General features: G+C 62.7%; 19 protein-coding genes. 13 read left to right on the top strand and 6 right to left on the bottom strand.

Features of this window, described 5'->3' with window-relative positions:
* Positions 1-4 precede the first annotated feature (4 nt).
* The 6 genes from rnhA to SynRS9907_RS12950 all read left to right on the top strand — a co-directional run bounded on the left by rnhA (position 5) and on the right by SynRS9907_RS12950 (position 6,760).
* Positions 5-763, top strand: coding sequence for a ribonuclease HI (gene rnhA / locus SynRS9907_RS12975; RefSeq protein ID WP_188021299.1), 759 nt, complete (start codon positions 5-7; stop codon positions 761-763).
* A gap of 8 nt (positions 764-771) precedes the next feature.
* A complete protein-coding gene (locus SynRS9907_RS12970; RefSeq protein WP_188021298.1) occupies positions 772-1,953 on the top strand; it encodes a quinone-dependent dihydroorotate dehydrogenase in 1,182 nt (393 codons plus the stop codon).
* Between the two features lie 114 nt (positions 1,954-2,067).
* Positions 2,068-3,003 (top strand): hypothetical protein, encoded by a 936-nt coding sequence (locus tag SynRS9907_RS12965; RefSeq protein ID WP_188021297.1) that lies wholly within the window; start codon positions 2,068-2,070, stop codon positions 3,001-3,003.
* Positions 3,000-3,680: a PilN domain-containing protein gene (locus SynRS9907_RS12960; protein ID WP_188021296.1), complete on the top strand. Its 681-nt coding sequence runs from the start codon at positions 3,000-3,002 to the stop codon at positions 3,678-3,680. The genes SynRS9907_RS12965 and SynRS9907_RS12960 overlap by 4 nt, the downstream gene beginning before the upstream one ends.
* On the top strand, positions 3,677-4,402 hold the full coding sequence (locus SynRS9907_RS12955) for a hypothetical protein (protein WP_188021295.1): 726 nt from the start codon (positions 3,677-3,679) through the stop codon (positions 4,400-4,402). Before SynRS9907_RS12960 ends, SynRS9907_RS12955 begins: the two co-directional genes overlap by 4 nt.
* A gap of 69 nt (positions 4,403-4,471) precedes the next feature.
* Complete coding sequence (locus tag SynRS9907_RS12950; protein ID WP_255445922.1) at positions 4,472-6,760, top strand: type II secretion system protein GspD; 2,289 nt, start codon at positions 4,472-4,474, stop codon at positions 6,758-6,760.
* Positions 6,761-6,775: 15 nt separating this feature from the next.
* On the opposite strand, the gene SynRS9907_RS12945 is transcribed toward SynRS9907_RS12950, so the two are convergent.
* Positions 6,776-7,561 carry a pentapeptide repeat-containing protein gene (locus SynRS9907_RS12945; RefSeq protein WP_188021294.1) on the bottom strand — a complete coding sequence of 262 codons (786 nt, stop codon included), beginning with the start codon at positions 7,559-7,561 and terminating at the stop codon, positions 6,776-6,778.
* A 49-nt stretch (positions 7,562-7,610) separates the two neighbouring features.
* On the opposite strand from SynRS9907_RS12945, the gene cobD reads away from it, so the two are divergent.
* Entirely contained in the window at positions 7,611-8,684 is a 1,074-nt protein-coding gene (gene cobD / locus SynRS9907_RS12940) for a threonine-phosphate decarboxylase CobD (protein ID WP_188021293.1), read from the top strand.
* Position 8,685: 1 nt separating this feature from the next.
* Here cobD and murG read toward each other — a convergent pair whose 3' ends face one another.
* A complete protein-coding gene (gene murG / locus SynRS9907_RS12935) occupies positions 8,686-9,762 on the bottom strand; it encodes an undecaprenyldiphospho-muramoylpentapeptide beta-N-acetylglucosaminyltransferase (RefSeq protein ID WP_188022489.1) in 1,077 nt (358 codons plus the stop codon).
* A 58-nt stretch (positions 9,763-9,820) separates the two neighbouring features.
* On the opposite strand from murG, the gene SynRS9907_RS12930 reads away from it, so the two are divergent.
* A complete protein-coding gene (locus SynRS9907_RS12930) occupies positions 9,821-10,558 on the top strand; it encodes a hypothetical protein (RefSeq protein WP_255445921.1) in 738 nt (245 codons plus the stop codon).
* On the opposite strand, the gene SynRS9907_RS12925 is transcribed toward SynRS9907_RS12930, so the two are convergent.
* Positions 10,555-11,442 carry an NAD(P)-dependent oxidoreductase gene (locus SynRS9907_RS12925; RefSeq protein WP_188021292.1) on the bottom strand — a complete coding sequence of 296 codons (888 nt, stop codon included), beginning with the start codon at positions 11,440-11,442 and terminating at the stop codon, positions 10,555-10,557. The two genes, SynRS9907_RS12930 and SynRS9907_RS12925, sit on opposite strands and share 4 nt — an antisense overlap.
* A gap of 72 nt (positions 11,443-11,514) precedes the next feature.
* Between SynRS9907_RS12925 and SynRS9907_RS12920 the strand changes: the two genes are divergently transcribed.
* Positions 11,515-11,880: a hypothetical protein gene (locus SynRS9907_RS12920; protein WP_188021291.1), complete on the top strand. Its 366-nt coding sequence runs from the start codon at positions 11,515-11,517 to the stop codon at positions 11,878-11,880.
* A gap of 8 nt (positions 11,881-11,888) precedes the next feature.
* Here SynRS9907_RS12920 and pgk read toward each other — a convergent pair whose 3' ends face one another.
* Positions 11,889-13,094, bottom strand: a complete 1,206-nt coding sequence (pgk, locus tag SynRS9907_RS12915; RefSeq protein WP_115081229.1) for a phosphoglycerate kinase — start codon at positions 13,092-13,094, stop codon at positions 11,889-11,891.
* A gap of 118 nt (positions 13,095-13,212) precedes the next feature.
* Between pgk and ylqF the strand changes: the two genes are divergently transcribed.
* Positions 13,213-14,079: a ribosome biogenesis GTPase YlqF gene (gene ylqF, locus SynRS9907_RS12910; protein WP_188021290.1), complete on the top strand. Its 867-nt coding sequence runs from the start codon at positions 13,213-13,215 to the stop codon at positions 14,077-14,079.
* Positions 14,076-15,080, top strand: a complete 1,005-nt coding sequence (locus SynRS9907_RS12905) for an RluA family pseudouridine synthase (protein ID WP_188021289.1) — start codon at positions 14,076-14,078, stop codon at positions 15,078-15,080. Before ylqF ends, SynRS9907_RS12905 begins: the two co-directional genes overlap by 4 nt.
* 232 nt (positions 15,081-15,312) lie before the next feature.
* On the opposite strand, the gene SynRS9907_RS12900 is transcribed toward SynRS9907_RS12905, so the two are convergent.
* Positions 15,313-16,953 carry an ABC transporter ATP-binding protein gene (locus SynRS9907_RS12900; RefSeq protein ID WP_188021288.1) on the bottom strand — a complete coding sequence of 547 codons (1,641 nt, stop codon included), beginning with the start codon at positions 16,951-16,953 and terminating at the stop codon, positions 15,313-15,315.
* A gap of 20 nt (positions 16,954-16,973) precedes the next feature.
* Here SynRS9907_RS12900 and SynRS9907_RS12895 point away from each other — a divergent pair, with 20 nt between their 5' ends.
* Positions 16,974-19,307: a bifunctional (p)ppGpp synthetase/guanosine-3',5'-bis(diphosphate) 3'-pyrophosphohydrolase gene (locus tag SynRS9907_RS12895; protein WP_188021287.1), complete on the top strand. Its 2,334-nt coding sequence runs from the start codon at positions 16,974-16,976 to the stop codon at positions 19,305-19,307.
* Here the strand turns inward: SynRS9907_RS12895 and SynRS9907_RS12890 are convergent.
* A complete protein-coding gene (locus SynRS9907_RS12890) occupies positions 19,304-19,777 on the bottom strand; it encodes a DUF2062 domain-containing protein (RefSeq protein ID WP_188021286.1) in 474 nt (157 codons plus the stop codon). The genes SynRS9907_RS12895 and SynRS9907_RS12890 overlap by 4 nt on opposite strands.
* A gap of 54 nt (positions 19,778-19,831) precedes the next feature.
* Between SynRS9907_RS12890 and mnmE the strand changes: the two genes are divergently transcribed.
* Positions 19,832-21,184: a tRNA uridine-5-carboxymethylaminomethyl(34) synthesis GTPase MnmE gene (gene mnmE, locus SynRS9907_RS12885; RefSeq protein ID WP_188021285.1), complete on the top strand. Its 1,353-nt coding sequence runs from the start codon at positions 19,832-19,834 to the stop codon at positions 21,182-21,184.
* Positions 21,185-21,193: the final 9 nt, after the last annotated feature.

Raw genomic sequence — 21,193 nt, 5'->3', positions numbered from 1 at the left:
ATCAATGGCGGAAGGACGGGGAAGGGTCGTGGCTGCAGCGACGGATGGTGCCTGCAGCGGTAATCCAGGTCCGGGAGGTTGGGGTGCGTTGTTGCGTTTCGAAGACGGCAGTGTCGAGGAATTCGGTGGCCACGCGCCCGACACCACCAACAACCGCATGGAACTGCAGGCGGCGTTGGAGGTGCTGCAACGGCTTGAGCAGCTGCCCCGTCATCCGGATCTCACCCTGCGCACCGACAGCAAATATCTGATTGATGGGCTGGGCTCCTGGATCAAAGGCTGGAAGCGCAAAGGCTGGAAAACGGCTGCGGGCAAGCCCGTGCTCAACCAGGACCTCTGGAAGGCCTTGGATGCCGCCCGTCTCGACGATGTCCCCCTCCGCTACGTCAAAGGCCACAGCGGTGACCCAGACAACGAACGGGTGGATCGCATCGCCGTGGCGTTCTCCCATAACGCCCAGCCGCCTTTGGCTCTGAAGCAGGGATCGTCGGAGCTGCCCTCCTCCAAGACCGCACCAGAAGCCCCATCTGAGGTGGCCCCCAAGCCTCTGCTGCAGCTGTTGTCCCGGCTAGAGCTGGCGGATCGTCTGGCGCAAGGTGGCTACAGCCTCTCGTTGCTGGAGCTGGCGCAGTTGGTGGAAAAGCCGCTCAAACAGCTGGAAACGAAGCGGGAGAGCTGGATCTGGAGGGATTGGACCGTCGAGCCCCAGGCGGAAGGTCGCTGGACCCTGCAACGTCGCGAGGCAGGATCAGAACAGTCCTGAGCCAGAGCATGTCGCCGTCCTCCTCGGCTGGACCGCTCAGCAGCGGTGCCTTCTATCAGCGTTGGCTTGGCCCCGTGTTGGCGCGGGACGAAGGGCTGGATGCGGAGCAGCTGTCGCGCACTGCGCTCACAGCGCTGGGTCAGGCCAGTCTGCGGCGCCGTTGGCCCGGGGTGTCCACGGTGCTGGATGGCGTTGCTGCGGATCTGCAACGGCGTGATCTGCGCCTGGAACAGGTGCTGTTTGGCTGTCGCTTCCCCAACCCGGTGGGTTTGGCGGCGGGATTCGACAAAAACGGTGTGGCTGCTGGCATATGGGATCGCTTCGGCTTTGGTTTCGCCGAAGTGGGCACGGTCACCTGGCATGGCCAGCCGGGCAACCCCAAACCACGCCTGTTCCGTCTGGCGCAGGAGCAGGCCGCATTGAACCGGATGGGATTCAACAACGATGGCGCCAAGGCGCTGTTGAAAACGCTGGAGCGTCAACGTCTGGACCCGCCCGGCCGACGGCCGGCGGTGCTGGGGATCAATGTGGGTAAATCCAAGATCACGGCCCTGGAGCAGGCACCGGACGACTACGCGGCGTCGCTGGAGTTGTTGTCCCCCTTGGCGGACTACGCGGTGATCAACGTCAGCTCCCCCAACACCCCTGGGTTGCGGGATCTTCAGGACACAGCCCAATTGCGGCGGCTGGTGGAACGGCTGCGCCGGCTGCCGGCTTGCCCGCCTCTGTTGGTGAAAATTGCCCCGGATCTGGACGATGAATCGATTGATGCGGTGGCCCGCTTGGCCTTTGAGGAGGGTCTGGCCGGAGTGATTGCGGTCAACACCAGTCTCAATCGGCTGGGTCTGGAGCAACGGCGGCTGCCGCAGACCGGGCGCACTCTGGCGGAGGAGGCCGGTGGTCTCAGTGGTGCTCCCCTGCGTCAGCGGGCCCAGGAGGTGATCCGCCGCTTGCGGGCCAGTGCTGGCCCGGCGCTGCCGTTGATCGGCGTGGGCGGGATTGACTCGGCGCAAGTCGCCTGGGAGCGCATCACCGCAGGGGCTTCTCTGGTTCAGCTCTACACCGGCTGGATTTTTCAGGGGCCGGATCTGGTGCCGCGGATTCTGGACGGTCTGCTGCTGCAGTTGGACCGCCATGGTCTGCGCACCATCGCGGAAGCATCCGGCAGCGGTTTGCCCTGGCAGGACTGAATCTGTTGTTTGAAAGCCACCTCATCCGCTCGATGTTGCGCCCTTAAATGTCTCTGAGAGCGAGTGATTCAAGCCAGTCATCGTCGATAGCATGAAGTCAGTGGGAATCGTTGTGTGCCACTGCCTGCTCTTGGTGAGCTGCCTCAACTCACAGCATTGAGCCTGGCTTGGCGACGTCTTATTGATGTCAAGCCGGTGTTGATGGCGGTGAACAACACGAGCTTGGTGTGTTGTTGGGATCAGAGCGGTCGTTGGCAGCAACGCGTTGTGGGCTGGCCCGATGGTGTGTGCCGTGATGGTGTGCCACTGCAACGGGAAGCCGTTGGTGAGTTGATCGCTGATCTGATCTTTGACTGCGACTGTCCAGGAGCCGAACTTGTGCTTTGTCTCCCTTTGGACGCTGCTTCATGGTGCGTGCTCGACGGCTATGGATCGGATGGTCCGCCTGGCCTTCTGCCCCAGGCGTTGCAGTCTGTTGATCTGCCGTTTGGGCTGGCGGAGAGCTACGTCACGTCGTCGCCGGTGCAGGAGTCCTTGGCGCTGGTGGGTGTGCCGCGGTCGTTGATTCAGGCTTGGAGCGAGGTTGCTGAACTGGGGGATGTGCCGTTGCGGCGCGTTGATTGGTCGCTGACGGCGGCCCAACGGGCCCTGCATCAGTTCACGCAGGTGTGGGATGGCGATCTGGCCTGGCTTGTGATGGAGGAGAAGAGCCTGCGTTTGCTGTTGTTCCGCCAGGGGGTTCCTGAGGTTGACCATGCACTTGAGGACCTCGACCCTCTGGTCTGCCAGCGCGAGATTCGGGCCTGTGTTGCTGCCTGGCAGGCCCGTGCGGATATGCCATCAGTACTGGGATGGTGGTTGTCGCTGCCGAGCGAACAGGTTGACGACTGGATGCCCCTTGTGGATGGGGCGGCAGGTGAGTGCTGCCTGAATCAGGCCTTGCCCACCTGGGCTGAACCGTCGGATGACGGCGCGGCTGGTGAGATGACTGATGTGCCATCAGCTTTGCAGCAGTTGGCGCTGCTGGCGCTGCACCAGGAGGAGCGATGACGTCGCGTCAGAACTGGCCCAAAGCGGACTTGTTGCAGCAGCGTCGGCTTGAGCTTGGCTTGCCGTTGGAGCCGGTCCCCGTTTTGCCGTTGTTCTCTCTCGTCTTGAAGGGCGGGATCGCTGGGGTGGTGTTGGTGATGTTGGCCTTGCTCACCCTGTTAGGTCTTCAGCATCGCCAGGGGCTGGTGCAGGCCGAGATCGATGCACTCAATCCAGTGGAGAAGCGTGTTGGTGATGCCAAGGCACGGCTTCGTGCCATGACGTCGCGCCGCTCCACCTTGGAGCAGCAGACGCAATCCATCGCTGGACAGTTGGTGGCGGTGCGCTCGGGGTCGGCGTTGTTGGAGCAATTGCGACGGGTCACGCCTCAGGGTGTGCGTCTTGTGTCGGTCGATGCCAACCCATCCAAGTTGCTGATCAAGGGGGAATCCCAAGGAAGGGATGCCTTCGAGCGGATCAACGCTTTGGATCTCAACCTTGAGGCTCTGCCAGACATGCTTCCTCATAGCACCACGGTGGTGAAAGCTGTGGCTGACAAACAGGGTCGGATTGCTTTCACCCTTGAAGCCAAGCTCGATCCATCGATGCAACCCACGCCGGAACACTTGCGGGGCCTGGGTGCTGAGGGCTTGGCCCGGCGCTTGGAGTTATTGCAAGACCAGGGGGTGTTGCCATGACCAATCTGTTGAACACATCACGACAGCCATGGCTCACACGGGGACGCTTGTTGGTGGGCTTGCCCTTGGGGATTGGTGTTGTGGCCAGCGCTGCCGTTCTGCTGGTGGGGGTGCTGCCTGTTGCTCAAGCGCTACGAAATCTCGAGGTGCGGCGGGATGCCTTGCTTAACCTTCAACGCAGTCGTCCTGCATTGGAACGCCAGCTCACCCAGGCTGAGGCTGAGGCTGAGCTGCTGATCGCTGAAGAGAAGCAGGCTCTCTTGGTTGGGTTGTTGGCCGGACGTGACAGCGTGCAGACCTTTCTGGCGCTGTTGAACCAGCAGGCCGTGGCATCGGGGGTGCAGATGCAGCGCTACGAACCGCTGCAAACCCCACCACCCGCCCAGGGCCCATCCCGGCGGAACAACAATCGATCCAAGTCGAAGCCCGAACCGCCGCAAGATCCGTTACAAGCCCTTGGCTACCGCAAGTCATCGGTTGCGCTTGAAGTCAGCGGTTCATTCGGTGGCTTGCAAACCTTTTTGCAGCGGATGGAAGCGCTGGAATTGTTGGTTGAGAGCAGTGATCTTTCACTGCAGGCCATTGCTTCTGCCAAAACGGATGGTGAAACAACTCCCAAGCAAGCGGATACCAAGCTCACACTTCAATTGAGTTTTTACGATTTGGCTCCCCAACATGCTGATCGCTCGATTGAGGCAGGTTCCAACGAAGAGCCTGTTTGAGCCTGGTTGGCTCCAGATCTCAGCGATACCATCCGCCCATAGTTCAGGCATGCGAGCGGTTTCGGTTTGGTGACCCCCCACTCCCGGCATTTTTTTCCGCTTCTGTTGATGTTTGGTATGGCTGGCCAGGGGCTGATTGATTCAATGTTGTTGGAGCAAGCGGCATTGGCTCAAACCGTCTCGCGGGTCTCTCTGAAGTTGCGCAAGGAGCCCAAGCATCTTGATCTGATGTTGGCCGGCATCGGCGATAGCGCTCGGGTGGTGCAAGAGCGGAGCAGCACCACCAGTTGGCGTGGTGAGATTGTCCGCTCGGATGAGGGCTCATCGACGAAAGAGGTGGCGCAACAGTTGGCCATGCCAAAGATGGGGTTGGCCAATGTTCGTCTTCGTGGATCGGGTTCCACGTTTCAGCTGGAGGTGACATCTGTTGCGGGCACTGTCTTGCCTAAGCCGCAAATCTTGGCTTCTGGAGATGATCTGGTGCTTCGTTTTCGTGGTCTCACAGGAGCTATTTCGACGCGACAAACCGGTTCGTTTGATTTGCGTCGTCCTGGGCGGATTCCACAGCCTGTTTATGCACCGCCGTTGCGGGCGAGGGCTGTCGCTCCGCCATTGGGGGACATGGCAGTGGGTTCGATGTTGATTGGCAATCGGAGTTTCGTGCAGGTGAGCGGGCCGCCTGTCACCCTCACGCTCAACAATGCGCCGGCCAAAGATGCATTGATGGCCTTGGCACGGATCGGCGACTATGGCTTTGTTTATGTCGGTTCATCGGAAGACTCAGGTCTGGGTGTATCGGAGGGCTCTGGCATCACGATGGCCTTCCGTGGTGAAAGTTATGCCAAAGCGCTGAACAGCGTGCTGATGGCTTCTGGTCTCCAAGGCAAGCTGGATGGGCGCACGCTGCTGGTGGGAACCTCTGTTTCATCGAAGACGTTTGGTCCCCAGATGTCGAAGGTGTTTCGGCTGAATCAAGTGGATGCGACCTCGGCCTTGAATTACCTCGGCAGCTTGGGCACGAAGGTCAATGTGGCCAATGCCAAAACGGTGACGGCAACGTCGCGGGAGGAATCATCGGGAAGCGGGACAGGGGATGCAGAAGCCAGCACGTCGGAAACCTCCGAGTCCACGACCGTGGAGTCCTATGGCGCTGAAGTGGGGCCATTGGTGGGCTTGGTTGGCACGGCTGATACCCGCTTAAATACGATTGTGCTTGTGGGCGATCCGAAGTTGATCAGTATTGCTGAGGCGTATCTAAAACAGATTGATTTGCGTAAGCGGCAAGTTGCTGTGAAAGTGCAGATCTTGAATGTTCGGCTTCAGGATGATGCCACAGTAGACTCCAGTTTTTCGGCCAAGATTGGAAACACATTCATTGTGAGCGAAAGCGGCAAGGCTCATATGAATTTTGGAAAGTACAAGCCAGGTGGCTCTGCAGGGACGGGTGTTTTTACGGGGAAAAATAGTCAAATTCCCGGTGTCTATTCAGATGCGCCCATTGATGAGGTTCTGCGGCCATTGCCCCCAGTTGTGCCACTGGCTGAAAGTTCCGAACTAATTCGGCTGGAGGATGACAATGGAAATTTAACTGGCTATGAGGTTGTGAAAAAGCCGCTTCTTGTGGATGGACAGGAGGTATTTGTCCCTAGTTCTAATCCCAATGAGGCCCAGGATCTTTTGCCTGTCTATGATAAATATGGCAGGCCTAAAATTGTCCCTAAAAAAGAGCTAAATCGTTATAATTCAAATTCGTTTTATTCGTATATCGAGTCGGTTGTTACTTCAGCGAACGCTAAAACCCTAGCGCAGCCAACACTTTTGGTTCAGGAGGGAGAAAAAGCATCTGTTCGCTCTGGTGTAAGCGTAATCACCGGTGTTGAAAAGTTTGAGGGGGCAAATGGATCAACGTCGTTCAGTAATACGCGTGAAGATGCTGGCTTGACGGTGGATCTTGAGGTTGAAAAAATCGATGACAATGGTTTTGTCACGCTGAAATTGGATCCCACAATTGCGGTACCAGTTTCTGCGGGTGTGCAGGAAGGTGTTGCGATCTCGGATATCAATGAGCGTACGTTGAAGTCCGGCAGTATTCGACTGCGTGATCGACAGACGTTGATCCTCACGGGTGTAATTCAAGAGGACGATCGTCGTTTGGCGCGTAAATGGCCACTGCTCGGCGACCTTCCGTTGATTGGTCAGCTCTTTCGCAGTTCTACTAATGCTCGTCTTAAAAATGAGCTTGTCATCATTGTCACCCCTTCCATTTTGGATGACGAGGATGGTGGTGCGTATGGCTATGGCTACAGGCCAGGAACGCAAGAAGCAAAACGCTTGATTGGTGCTGAATCCAGTCGTTAAGTCGTGGTTTCAGAATCACATTCCTCCTGGCACCAGAGTTTTCAGTGCAAGTGGAGCTAATGCACTCACTGTTGAGAGTGCTCCCCCGAGCAGTGCTGATCCCAGTCCATTGCCGGACTTGGAACCGTTGCCTTCATCGGCCTGCAGTTTGGCGACGACTTGGCGTATTTGTTCGCTCTGTTCCGGGGCGCCTTGGCGATCGAGCAGATCCGCTGCATGCAGCAAATCCTGAGCCGCCTTGGCTTCATTGCCTTGCTGGCCGCGGCTGAGTCCCCTCGCAATCCAGCTCATGGCTTGCTCTGGGTCCGCCTGAATGGCTTCTCCAAACAGACGTTCGGCCTGCGGCCAGCGACCGGCGTTGGCTTCATCCACACCTGCGTTGTGCAGGGACGCAGGGCTGCGTTGGCCTTGGATGATGCCCATGGCGCCCAGCCAGTGGCTGCGGTCGAGGGCACCAGGCTTGATCAAGGCTCCACTGAGATCTGCCTGTCGCAGATCCGTGCCATCCAGCCGTGCGCCCCGGAGGTCGCTGCCCCGCAGCGATGCCCCTTTCAGGCTGCTGAAGCGAAGATCTGCATCGCGGAGATCCGCCCCATCCAAGCGGGCTCTGCTGAGATTGGCCCGTCGCAGATCAGCTGCGTTGAGGTTTGCATCGCGCAGGTCCGCATGCACCAGATCGGCATCGGCCAGCGTGCAGTTCGGGCATGCTCGTGCCTCTAGCAACATGATCAAATCGTCCGCGCGGGCGGAGAGCGGGGCTCCGAGCAGCACTGTCAGCAGCAGCAACAGTGGGACTGGCATTGGCCGTGGGTCACGCTGGTGATGTCATTGCGTTGTAACGGGAGTCGGGATGGGCGTCGACCTGCGCCATGGCGGCAACCGGCAAGCGGTCGCGGATGTGTTGGGCTGTCGACCATCGCAGTTGCTGGATGCCAGTGCCTCACTGGCTCCTTGGACGCCCCGTTGCCCCCGTTTGACGGCGGCTTCCCTTCGTGATTACCCCGATCGAGACCAGGCGTCCCTGCGGCAGGCCATCGCTGCAATCCACGGGCTGTCTCCTGATTGGGTGCTGCCGGGCAATGGCGCTGCCGAGCTGTTCACCTGGGCCGCACGGGATGCTGCCGCCGTTGGAATGAGTGGCTTGCTTGCCCCAGGCTTTGCCGACTATCGGCGGGCCCTCCACTGCTGGGATGCCTCCTGGCTGGAGACGCCATTGGCATTGGCTTGGGACCACGCTGGTCCGTTGCATCACCCCTCGCTCGAGGGTGCCTTGGCCTGGATTTGTAATCCCCACAACCCCACCGGGCAGCTCTGGAGCCGTGCCTCGCTGGAAGCCATGCTCGATCGCCATGCCCTGGTGATCTGCGATGAAGCGTTTTTGCCTCTGGTACCCAATGGCGAGCAGCAGTCGTTGCTTCCTCTGGTTGCAGAACATTCGAACCTGGTGGTGATCCGCAGCCTCACCAAGCTCTATGGCATTGCCGGGTTGCGATTGGGCTACGCCGTTGCGCATCCCCAGCGCTTGCAGCGTTGGGCGGAGTGGCGCGATCCGTGGCCTGTGAACGGCATCGCTCTGGCTATTGGCGAACGGTTGTTGGCATCGCCGCAGCATCACCACCGTTGGTGCAAGCGAGTGCAGCGTTGGGTGGCCACAGAAGGAGCCTGGATGCAGCAACAGCTGGCGGCTCTGCCGGGCATCACCCCGATGCCGTCGGCGGTGAATTACCTGCTGATTCGCTCCAACCGCTCTCTTGTGCCGTTGCGGGAGGCGATGGAGCAACGGCATCGCATTCTTCTGCGTGATTGCCGCTCCTTTGAGGGCTTGGGAGAGAACTGGCTGCGGATCGGATTGCAATCGCGCCGCAACAACCGCCGCATTGTGAAGGCATTGCGTGAGGAGTTGCAGCGCAGCCCTCTGGCTTGATTCAGATCACCAGCGTCTGAAGCAAAGCCGCCAGTTGCCGTTCGGCATCCCGTTCTGCCAGGGCCTGCATGCCTTCACGCATCTGGGCGAGAGGATCGGCTGCTGAATCGGATCGTCCCAACCTCGCGCTCAGGAGCCGTTTCACGGTGTTCAGCAATGTGGGCTGATTCGGTTCGTGTTGATGCACGATCACGGCTGCACCGAGGGATGCGGCACAGGCGGCATTGGCCTCCTGATGCTGGTCTGCTGCTTGCGGGAATGGCACCAGTACAGCTGGGGTGCCGCAGACCGCCAGTTCACTGAGGCTGCCGGCCCCTGCGCGGCTGATGGCCAGATCGGCGTGTTGCAGCAGCCCTGGAATCTCATCGCTGAAGCGGCGTTCCACCAGTTGTGGGTGCCGCAGCTGCTCGATGTGGGGGTCGTTGTCGCCGGTGAGATGCACCACGCGGCAGCCCTGCTCCAACAGAGCCGGCACCGCCGCACGCACCATCCGGTTGAGGCCAACAGCGCCTTGACTGCCGCCCATCACCACCAGCAGTGGCCCGGCGCCATGGGGGACCCAGCTCGGCAGGGCTTGCGGGGCCAGAAAGCTGGAACGCACCGGTGTTCCCGTCAGCACCGGCTGGCTGCCGGGGATGCGCTCGGCGGCAGCGGGGAGGCCGATGGCCACAGCGCTGCAGAAGCGACCCAGCAATCGGGTGACCCGCCCCGGGATGGCATTGGATTCATGTAACACGACGGGAATGCCGCACCAGCGCGCCGCCAGGATCGCTGGTGCCGCGATGTAACCGCCTGTTGTGAACACCGCGTCGATCGAGTTCCGGCGAATCGCTCGCCGCACGCTGACGCTGGCGAGCAACAGCCGTAGCAGCTGCAGCAGCTTGGTGAGCCCGCGGCCCTGCAGTCCGCCGGCGTTCACACACACCAAACCAAAGCGTTCCGGCACCAGCTGTGTTTCGAGGCGATCGGGAACTCCAACCCAGCGCACCCGCCACCGCTCTTCAACGGCTTCAGCAACGGCCAGAGCGGGGAAGAGATGGCCGCCGGTGCCGCTGGCGGCGATCAGAAGCCGGGTCATTGCGTCGGCCGTCACCGCTCACCAGGCCTAACTTAATTGGGTTGTCGCGTTCCGGCCCGTGCGTCGTTTCCTGGGAGTCACGCTCGTCTCGGCCATGGCGATGCTGTTGTCTCCAACCCATTCCGTCGCGCAGCCCGCTCGCCAGGGCAGTGCCGTGGAACGTTTCAGCGATCGCCTGCAAACAGCCTTGAACAGCGGCAGTGCGTCATCGCTCGACACGCTGGCCAGCGTTGATCTGCAGCCGGTGCTGGCCCAGCGCCTTGCGCGATTCCAGCAGGATTTCCCCGAGGTCACCTGGCAAGTGAAACCCGCAGCGCCCACGCCGGATGGGCGCCCGACCCTGAGCCTGCGGGTGCGGGGTGTCGCTGAATCCGAGGGGCTGACCTATGCCCTGGAGGCCAGCGAAGAGATCGCGATTCGCTTGGACAATGGTCAGCTGGTGGAACAGGAACTGTTGACTCAGCAGTCGTTGCTGCGCAGTGGTGAACGCCCCTTGGCCGTCAAGGTCGCCATCCCCGATGTGGTGCTCACCGGCAGTCGCTACGACGTCGACTTGATCGTTGAAGAGCCGCTGGGCCAGGCCCTGGTGGCGGGCGGCTTGATCAACCTCACCGATGATCAGCTGTTGGCACAAGTGCGCCCCAATCTGCCGCTGGCGCCCCAGGGTGGTGGTGGGTTGTTCAAGAGCGTTCAGGCACCGCAGCAACCCGGTTCGCAGTCCTGGGCTGTGATGTTGGTGCATCCCGATGGGGTGGTGACGGCCACCAAGCGGGTGAGGGTGGTCAGCAGCAACTAGCTCTCCTGCCTCGTTTGGTTCCAGCGGTGCAGGGCGGCCACGTCCTCGTCACCATGGCCGTTGTTGATCAGATCGAGTTCCAGCTGTTCCACCAGCGTGGTGACGGGCAGATCCAGATGGACGGCCTTGGCTGCAGCAAGGGCAATCCCGAGATCCTTGCGATGCAGGCTGAGCCGGAAGCCAAGGGGGTAGCTGCCGTTCAGCATGGCGGTGCTGCGATGTTCGAGGGCCCAGGACCCGGCGGCGCCGGTTTTGAGGGCATCGATCACCTGTGGCATCGGCAGATCGAGCTGCTGGCCCAGGGCCAACGCCTCAGCCACGGCGGCATAGCTGCCGGCCACCAGCACCTGATTCACCGCCTTCACCTGCTGGCCTCGTCCCACGCCTCCGAAGTGGTGGATCGATCCGCCGATCACCTCAAGGATGGCCCGAACCCGTTCCAGTGGCTCGCTGGCTCCGCCCACCAGCACCGTGAGGCTGCCGCGTTTGGCCCCTTCCGTTCCGCCGGTGACCGGGGCATCCAGATAATGGACGTTCTGGTTGGACAGGCGTTTCCCACAGCGTTCGGCTGTGGCGGGAGCAATGGTGGAGCAATCCAGCACCACACTGCCGGCGCTCAGTTGTGATGCGGCACCGTTGGGGCCGAACAACACCTCTTCAACGGCTGCATCGTCGCTGACGCAGAGCAGCAGCACATCCACGCCAGTGCTGGTGTCTGCTGGGCTGGAACACCGAATCGCACCCTCGAGCTCCGGGCTGGTTTCAGCGCTGCGGCTGCGGGTGTGCACCCTGAGCCGGAAGCCGGCGCGGTGCAGGTTGATCGCCATGGGCAAGCCAAGAGCCCCCAGCCCCACGAAGCCCAGGCTCAGGTCACATCTGGTCATGACTCACGGCGAAGCAATCAGATCCTGATTGACGGATCACTCCAGAATGGATCCATCCCGATGGCCTGAACGATGCGTATCTCCACGGCTTCCCTTGCTTTCGCTGCTCTGTTGGCGGCCCCGGTGATCACGATCGCTCCATCGGATGCGGCTGGTGGTGACGAATCTCCCGCGCAGGCCGAGGTGATGTTCCAGGCCCGCAAGACCTGGTTCAAGGACAATTTCCAGCGTCGGCTCGATCTGCTGGAGAGCCATCAGAACTGCATTGATGCGGCCTCATCCATGCAGGAGTTCAAGACGTGCCGCAAGGACAAGAAAAAAGCCCGGAAGTCCCTGAAACGGGACTACCGGGCCTACATGAACAAGGTGCGGAATCAGCTGGGGCTTCCGGCGCGCGCCGGAAAACCCGTTGCCAACGGCCGCAGGCTCGAGGCCTGAACCGCTGATCAGGCGGCGTCGAGGGCGGCCACACCGGGCAGCACCTTGCCTTCCAGCAGTTCGAGGCTGGCGCCGCCGCCGGTGGAGATGTGGGACATCTTCTCGGCTAGGCCTGCCTTCTCGACCGCTGCCACGGAGTCGCCGCCGCCGATGATCGTGCAGCAGCCCTTGCCACTCAGGTCGGCCAGGGTGGTGGCGATGGCGTTGGTGCCAGCAGCAAACTTGTCGAACTCGAACACGCCCATGGGGCCGTTCCAGATCACGGTCTGACAGTCGGCCAGGGCGTCCTGGAACACCTTGATCGAGTCGGGGCCGATGTCGAGGCCCATCCAGCCATCGGGGATGGCGTTGATGTCAGCGGTCTGGCTGTTGGCATCGGGGGCGAAGTTGTCGGCCAGCACCACGTCGGTGGGCAGCAGCAGTTGCACGCCCTTGGCCTTGGCCTTGGCTTCCAGCTCCTTGGCCAGTTCCAGCTTGTCCTCTTCCACCAGGCTCTTACCTACTGAGAGGCCGCGTGCCTTGTAGAAGGTAAAGATCATGCCGCCGCCGATCAGCACCTTGTCGCACTTGTCGATCAGGGCTTCGAGCACGCCGATTTTGGAGCTCACCTTGGAGCCGCCGACGATGGCAGCCAGGGGGCGCTTGGGCTCATCCACAGCACCCTGCAGGTACTGAAGTTCCTTCTCCATCAGGAAGCCGGCGACGGAGGGCTTGAGGAACTTGGTCACGCCCTCGGTGGAGGCGTGGGCACGGTGTGCGGCGCCGAAGGCGTCGTTCACATACACCTCAGCCAGGCCTGCGAGTTTCTCAGCGAAACCGGCTTCGTTCTTCTCCTCTTCAGCGAAGAAACGCACGTTCTCCAGAAGCACCACATCGCCGTTGGCCATCGCGCCCACCTTGGCTTCCGCGTCGGGGCCGATGCAGCTGTCGGTTTTGGCAACGGGCTTGCCCAGCAGTTCGCTCAGGCGAGCGGCCACGGGGGTGAGACGCATGGCGTCATTCACCTGGCCCTTTGGACGGCCGAAGTGAGCCGAAAGGATCACTTTGGCGCCCTTGCCGATCAGGTCGTTGATCGTGGGCAGGGCGGCGCGGATGCGGGTGTCGTCGGTGATCGCACCGGCGTCGTTCAGGGGCACATTGAAGTCAACCCGCACGAGAACGCGTTTGCCGCTCAGGTCGCCGGCGTTGAGGCTGGCCAGGGAACGCTTCGCCATAGGGTTGTGTCGTGCGGTAAGAAAACGGGGTGAGATTAACCCGTGTGAATGGCAATAGCGCCAGCGCGTTCAAAGTGAATCTGCACCGGCTGGCCGTCTGTTCTGTGCGTTTGCGTTCGTGAGCACCCCAACGATCCAGTGGTATCCCGGCCACATCGCCAAGGCGGAGCAGCAGCTCAAACGCCATCTCGACAAGGTTGATCTGGTGATTGAGGTGCGTGATGCCCGCATTCCTCTGGCCACGGGCCACCCCCACCTCAACCGCTGGTTGAAGGGCAAACAGCATCTGTTGGTGATCAACCGGCGCGACATGGTCACCGCGGCCGCCAAGGAGGCCTGGGAGGCCTGGTTCAAGGCCAAGGGCCAGCGGACGGTCTGGTGTGATGCCAAGGCTGGGACCGGCGTGAAGCAGGTGCAGCAGGCCGCGATCCGTGCCGGCGACCAGCTCAACGAACGCCGCCGTAACCGGGGCATGCGGCCCAGGCCGGTGCGGGCTCTCACCCTGGGCTTCCCCAACGTGGGCAAGTCAGCGTTGATCAATCGCCTCGTGCGGCAGAAGGTGGTGGCCAGTGCCCGGCGGGCCGGGGTGACGCGCACCCTGCGCTGGGTGCGTCTGGGGCAAGACCTCGATCTCCTGGATGCCCCTGGCGTGCTGCCGCCTCGGCTTGACGACCAGCAGGCGGCCCTGCGGCTGGCCCTTTGCGACGACATCGGCCAGGCCGCCTACGACGGTGAACTGGTGGCCCAGGCCTTCCTGCAGTTGCTGCTGGATGCGGAATCGCAGGCTGCCGCTGGGGTGACGATTCCGCTGCTGCAGGAGCGTTATGGCATTCCCCTAAGCGGTGAAACGGCCGACCCGGCTCTTTGGCTGGATGCCGCAGCGGCCCGCCACACCTCTGGGGAAACAGCGCGCATGGCCCAGCGGTTGCTGGATGATTTCCGCAAATCCGCCCTCGGCAGCATTGCCCTGGAGCTGCCGGCATGAGTCCGCAGCAGTGGAAACGTCCTCCGTTGCCGGAGGAAACATTCACCGACTGCTTTGGCGAAGGCGAGGGAGAGCTGCTGACGCTCGCCTATCCCAAGCCGTTGCCGATGCGGCTGGACCGTTGGTTGGTGAGCCAGCGCAAGGAGCAGAGCCGGGCCCGGATCCAGAAGTTCATCGACGCGGGCTATGTGCGCGTCAATGGCAAAACCGGCAAGGCCAAAACCCCCCTGCGCCAGGGCGATGAAGTGCAGCTGTGGATGCCGCCACCGGAACCGCTGCCGTACCTCAAGCCGGAGCCAATGGATCTGGATGTGCTGTTTGAGGACGACCATCTGATCGTGCTCAACAAGCCGGCCGGGCTAACGGTGCATCCGGCGCCGGGCAACAAGGACGGCACCCTGGTGAACGGCCTGCTGCATCACTGCCCGGACCTCCCGGGCATCAGCGGCAAGTTGCGGCCAGGGATCGTGCACCGCCTCGATAAGGACACCACCGGCTGCATCGTGATCGCCAAGAGCCAGGAGGCCCTGGTGCGGCTGCAGGTGCAGATCCAGAAACGGATCGCTTCCCGCGAGTACTTCGCCGTCGTCCATGGGGTGCCGGCCGGCGACTCGGGCACGATCGTCGGCGCCATTGGCCGTCATCCGGCGGATCGCAAGAAGTACGCGGTGGTGAGCAGCGAAAACGGCCGTTACGCCTGCACCCACTGGACCCTGGTGGAGCGTCTGGGCGACTACTCCCTGTTGCGCTTCAAGCTCGACACCGGGCGGACCCATCAGATCCGCGTCCACTGCGCCCACATGAACCACCCCGTGGTGGGGGACCCCACCTACAGCCGCTGCCGCAAGTTGCCGATCGAGTTGCCTGGCCAGGCCCTGCATGCCGTGCAGCTGGGGCTGGATCATCCGATCACCCGCGAGCGGATGGTGTTCGAAGCTCCCCTGCCTCCAGTGATGGAGAAGTTGCTGGGGGTGTTGCGACGGCGTTCCGGGGCGGGCTAGGGCCGATTCACTTATGGGCTCAGTGAATGTTGACCAAGGGTTTTGGGCGCACTGGACAAGCCCTGAATCCGCCTTTTGATGGCGAAAAATTCACAGCCCCATCGATGGTCATCCGGGTGTGTTGCCGCAGAACTTGGGTTTCCGCGCTAATCCGTTCCGTGCGCCGTGAGGTGCTTCCTCCCTCCCTACGCCGGCACCTGATCGTGGTTGATCTGCCGAAAGCAGCCTGAGCTCATCGGGGCAGCCTTGGACAAGCCTCCACGAGGGTCTTGCTGATCGGCACCTGAGGTGCGCTGAAGATTCGATCCCCTGGCCCCTCTTCCACCACTTTCCCTTGGTCCAGCACCATCACCCGGTGGCAGAAACCACTGGCCACCGAGAGGTCGTGGGTGATGAACACGATCGCCAGCCCCAGCTCCTGCTGCAGATTCCGCAGCAGCGCGAGCACATCGGTCTGCACTTCCGCATCGAGCATGCTGACGCTCTCATCGCAGATCAGCACCTTGGGCTTCAAGGCCAACGCACGGGCGATCGCCACCCTCTGCTGCTGGCCGCCGGAAAGTTTCTTCGGCAGGCGATGTTGAAACTGCTCGGCCGGAGTGAGGCCGACCTGCTCCAGCAGCCGTCGGGCTTGCTCACGGGCTGCCGCTTTGGAGCAGAGACCATGGATCAGCAAGGGATCGGCGATGGCATCAGCCACCTGCAGGGCCGGATTCAGGCAGGCCAGAGGGTCCTGAAACACCATTTGGAGGGCCCGTCGGGCTGTCCGAAGCGCTTCTCCACGCAGGCTCAGCAGGTCTTCACCCAGCAGGTTGACCCGGCCGCCGCGGATGGGATTGAGCCCCATTAGGGCCCTGCAGAGGGTGCTTTTCCCGCAGCCGGAAGCCCCCACCACCCCGAGGCTTTCCCCGGCCCTGAGCTCGAAGCTCACACCATCCACCGCCTTCAGCCAGAGGGGAGACCATGGCATTCCCCCCACGGCATGCCAGCAGCGCATCTCTTCCACCCGCAGCACGCTGCTGTTGTCGGGCCGGGCCGGCGACCGTCCGCCTTCCCGGGCTTGGGCGGAGGCCACCAGCCGTTGCCCCACCGGCGACTGCGGCCGTGTGAGCAGCTGATGGCTGGGGCCGTCTTCCACTTTGCGTCCGCCATCGAGCATCGCCATGCGGTCGCACCAGCGGGCGGCCATGGCCAGGTCGTGGCTGATCAGCAACAAGGCACTGCCCAGTTCCTGGCAGAGGCCGCTGAGCTCCGCCATCACCTGTCCTGCTATCGCCACATCGAGGCTGGTGGTGGGTTCGTCGGCGATGAGCAGCGGTGGTCCCAGGGCAATCGCCAAGGCAATGGCCAGGCGCTGTCGCATGCCACCGCTGAGCTCATGGGGGTAGGCGCGGAAGCGGTTGGCCCCGATGCCCACCCGCTCCAGCAGTTCGCGGGCCCGTTCTCGGTGGGCCGCGGCATTGGTTTGAGGTCGGTGGGCCTTGAGGGTGTCGATCAAATGGCCGCCCACGCTCATCAGCGGATTCATCCGCGTCATCGGGTCCTGGAACACCAGGCCTACGGCTTCACCACGCAGCTGCCGCAATTGCGGTCGCCTGAGCTGCCGTGGATCCTGGCCGGTTAAGGCCAGCCGTCCTTCACAGAGCGTTCCCTGGGGCAGCAGCTGCATCACGGCCCGCGCCACCGTGCTTTTGCCGCAGCCCGAAGAGCCCACCAAGGCCAGGGTCTCTCCCGGCTCGAGGCTCAGATTTAGCCCATCCAGCGTCCAGGTGTCGCTGCCGGGGTAGCGCAACCGCAGCTGTTCGAGTTCCAGAACAGGCCGGCCCATGAACAGTGCTGCGGGAGCGACAGGGGGTCCTGCACTGAATACCATGGATTGACGCGATGGGTCGGATGCTCAACGCTGCCTCCACACCCAAAGAGCCCCGAACCAGCACGGGTTCGGCCAAGGTGGGCTGCGCGTTGCCCGAAGTCCGGCGCCATCCGATTCGTCATCCGGACGATTACGGCATCGCTCTCCCCGATTGGTTGCGGGAGTGCATCGCCAATGTGCCGCCCGGCATTGGCCAGAGCTGCCCCACCGATGCCGAGGCCCTGCTGGTGTCGGCCTTTGATTTCGGCTTTCAGCTCCACGAAGGCCAGTTCCGCGCCAGTGGAGACCCCTACATCGTCCATCCGGTGGCGGTGGCTGATCTGTTGCGGGACATCGGCGCCAGCGCTCCGGTGATCGCCGCGGGCTTCCTCCACGACGTGGTCGAAGACACCGACGTCACCCCCGATCAGATCGAACTGCACTTCGGTTCCGAGGTGCGTGAACTGGTGGAGGGGGTCACCAAGCTCGGCGGCATCCACTTCAACGACCGCACGGAAGCTCAGGCGGAGAATCTGCGCCGGATGTTCCTGGCGATGGCCAGCGACATCCGAGTGGTGTTGGTGAAGTTGGCCGACCGCTTGCACAACATGCGCACCCTGGGTGCGTTGAAGGAGGAGAAACGCCAGCGGATTGCCCGCGAAACCCGCGAGATCTATGCCCCCCTCGCCAACCGCCTCGGCATCGGCCGCTTCAAGTGGGAGCTGGAGGACCTGGCCTTCAAATTGCTGGAACCAGAGGCCTTCCGGGAGATTCAGGAGGAGGTGGCCACTAAGCGCAGCGAGCGGGAGCAACGGCTCGGCGTCACGGTGGGGCTGCTGAACGAGCGGCTGGAACGGGCCGGCCTAGAGCACTGCGAGGTGAGTGGTCGCCCCAAACATCTGTTTGGCATCTGGAGCAAGATGCAGCGCCAGCAGAAGGAGTTCCACGAGATCTACGACGTGGCGGCGTTGCGGATTCTCACCCCCAATGTCGAGAGCTGCTACCGGGCCCTCGCGGTGGTTCACGACACCTTCCGCCCGATTCCCGGCCGCTTCAAGGACTACATCGGGTTGCCGAAACCCAACGGCTACCAATCCCTGCACACGGCGGTGATCGGTCGGCATCGCCCGATCGAAGTGCAGATCCGCACGCTGGAGATGCACCATGTGGCCGAATTCGGGATTGCGGCCCACTGGAAATACAAGGAAGGCGGCTCACCGGCCAGCAGCAGCAGTGATGCGGAGCGGTTCAACTGGCTGCGGCAGCTGGTGGATTGGCAGCAGGAAGGCGGCAACGACGACCACAACGATTACCTGTCCTCGATCAAGGAAGACCTCTTCGACGAAGAGGTGTTTGTGTTCACCCCGAAGGGTGATGTGCTCGGTTTGCGCAAGGGGGCAACCGCAGTCGACTTCGCCTACCGCATCCACTCCGAGGTGGGCAACCACTGCCATGGCGTTCGCATCAACGATCGGCTGTGTCCGTTGGCAACGCCGCTGCAGAACGGTGATTTCGTTCAGGTGCTCACCAGCAAAACGGCTCATCCCAGCCTCGATTGGCTGAACTTCGTCGCCACGCCGACGGCACGCAACCGCATTCGCCAGTGGTACAAGCGCAGCCACCGTGACGAAACGATTGAACGGGGCAAGGATCTGCTGGAGCGGGAGCTGGGCCGTGATGGCTTCGATGCCCTATTGAACAGTGAGGCGATGCAGCGGGTGGCCCAGCGCTGCAATGTGCCCACCACCGAAGACCTCCTGGCCTCACTGGGATTTGGAGACGTCACGCTGCAGCAGGCACTCAACCGTTTGCGGGAGGAGATGCGTCTGCTGGCGGAACAGCAGCAGGCCCCACCCAGCAACGAAGACGTGGCCGCGGCGCTGCTGCCATCGAGGGATCTGGCGCCGGATCGTTCCGGAGGAGAAGGGGCGATTCTTGGGCTGGAGGGCTTGGACTACCGCCTCGGTGGCTGCTGCAGTCCGCTGCCGGGTGAGTTGATCGTGGGCACGGTGGCCCTCGGCAATCACGGCATCACCATTCACCGGCAGGACTGCTCCAACGTGGAGGCCATCCCGCGGGAACGGCGGCTCCCCGTGCGCTGGAACACCGCCCATGCCGAACAGGAGAAACAGCGCTTCCCGGTGCAGTTGCGGATCGAGGTGATCGATCGCGTCGGCATCCTCAAAGACATCCTGCTGCGTCTCTCCGATGGGGCCATCAACGTCAGTGATGCCCGGGTCACCACGGCAGCGGGCAAACCGGCCCGCATTGATCTGAGGGTTGAGCTGGAGGGTGCCGATCAGCTCAGCCGCACCATGGACCAGATCCGCTCAATGGCGGATGTGATCGGAATTGCCCGGGTGGGCACGAGCTAGCTGCCTTGGCTCACGACGGCACGGGCTTCACGCCGCAAAAACAGGCGGTAGGCCATCCAGCCGCTTACCAGCGCCAACACCATTCCCACTGCGGTGGAGCCGAGCAGGATGCGCTGGCTGAACTCCCACCCCTGGGCCCACAGGCTGCTGCGATTGAGCTCTGAAAGGTTGATCACGCCTTGGCCTGGGCCCAGCAGCCGGCAGCCCACCAGATAGTTGAACCAGTAGAGGGGCAGATAGGTGAGGGGGTTGCTCACCAGGGTTCCAGCGGCGGCGAGCAGGTGGTTGCCACGCACCACGCTGGCCACGCCAACGCTGAGGAAGATCTGCAGCCCGAAGAAGGGGTAGCAGCCGCAGAACACGCCAGCGGCCAGGCCACGGGCCCGTTGACCTGGGGTGCCTTCCTGTCTCCACAACCAGAGGACCCCGCGGCGCATCCGGATGCGACTGAGGCGCAGCAACCGGCGCATGAACCCAGCAGAAATCGGCCGGATCCTAGGTATGGATCATCAGCGGCGACTGCTGTGCCCAGCACCGACACGATTGCGGCCGTGGCCACCGCCGTGGCCCCAGGCCAGGGCGGCATCGCCGTGATTCGTCTTTCCGGGCCGGCTGCGGAAGCGACGGGGCGCAGCGTGGTGCACTGCCCGGGCCGGCAGGAGTGGGGATCGCACCGGGTGTTGTACGGCCATGTGATGGATGGCGAGGGCCGCCGTCTCGATGAGGTGCTGCTCTTGGTGATGTGTGGGCCCCGCAGCTTCACCGGTGAGGACGTGGTGGAGATCCACTGCCATGGCGGGGTGATCGCCGTGCAGCGGGTGTTGGAACAGGTGCTGCGGCAGCCGGGAGTGCGGCGGGCCCTGCCGGGCGAGTTCAGCCAGCGGGCCGTGCTCAATGGTCGGCTCGATCTCACCCGTGCCGAGGCGGTGAGTGAGCTGGTGGCGGCCCGTAGTCGCCGCGCGGCCGAGTTGGCGATGGCGGGTCTCGATGGCGGCATTCAGGCCCAGATCACGGCGCTGCGGGAACGGCTGCTCGATCAGCTCACGGAGTTGGAGGCTCGGGTGGATTTCGAGGAGGACCTGCCCCCCCTCGATGGCGAGGCTTTGCTGCACCAGCTGCAAGCCGTGCGTCTGGAGCTTCAGCAGTTGGTGCGGGACGGCGAGCGGGGCGATGCCCTGCGCCACGGCCTGCGGGTGGCCCTGGTGGGTCGCCCCAACGTGGGAAAAAGTTCCCTGCTCAATCGGCTCAGCCGACGCGAGCGGGCGATCGTGACCGATCTGCCCGGCACCACCAGGGATCTGCTGGAGAGCGAGATCGTGCTGGAAGGGGTGCCGATCACCTTGCTCGACACCGCCGGCATCCGCAGCACCGATGACGCGGTGGAGCAGCTGGGGATTGCCCGCAGCGAGGAAGCGCTGGCCACGGCAGATGTGGTGCTGTTGGTGCTCGACGGCCATGCGGGCTGGACCGCCGAAGACGCAGCCTTGCTGGCGCGCATCCCCAAGCAGATCCCCAGGATCCTTGTTGCCAACAAGGCTGACCTTCCAGCGGGGACCTTCCCCCAGCCGGTGGATGTTCAGTTGTCGGCCTTGGAGGGCACGGGGGAGGCCGACCTGGTGCAGGCCTTGCTGGAGCGTTGTGGTGCTGCAGGAACCGAAGGGGTGTTGCTGGCGCTGAACCAACGCCAACGCGATCTGGCTGCCCAAGCCGCCGAAGCCCTGGCCCGCAGCCAGGAGGTGGCGGCTCAGCAGCTGCCCTGGGACTTCTGGACCATCGACCTGCGGGAGGCGATCCGCGCGCTGGGGGAGATCACCGGGGAAGAGCTCACCGAAGCGGTGCTGGATCGGGTGTTTTCGCGCTTCTGCATCGGAAAATAGGTTCAGCGG

This window comes from Synechococcus sp. RS9907, assembly GCF_014279615.1.
GTDB lineage: Bacteria > Cyanobacteriota > Cyanobacteriia > PCC-6307 > Cyanobiaceae > Parasynechococcus.
This window is presented reverse-complemented; position numbering and strand designations above follow the sequence as displayed.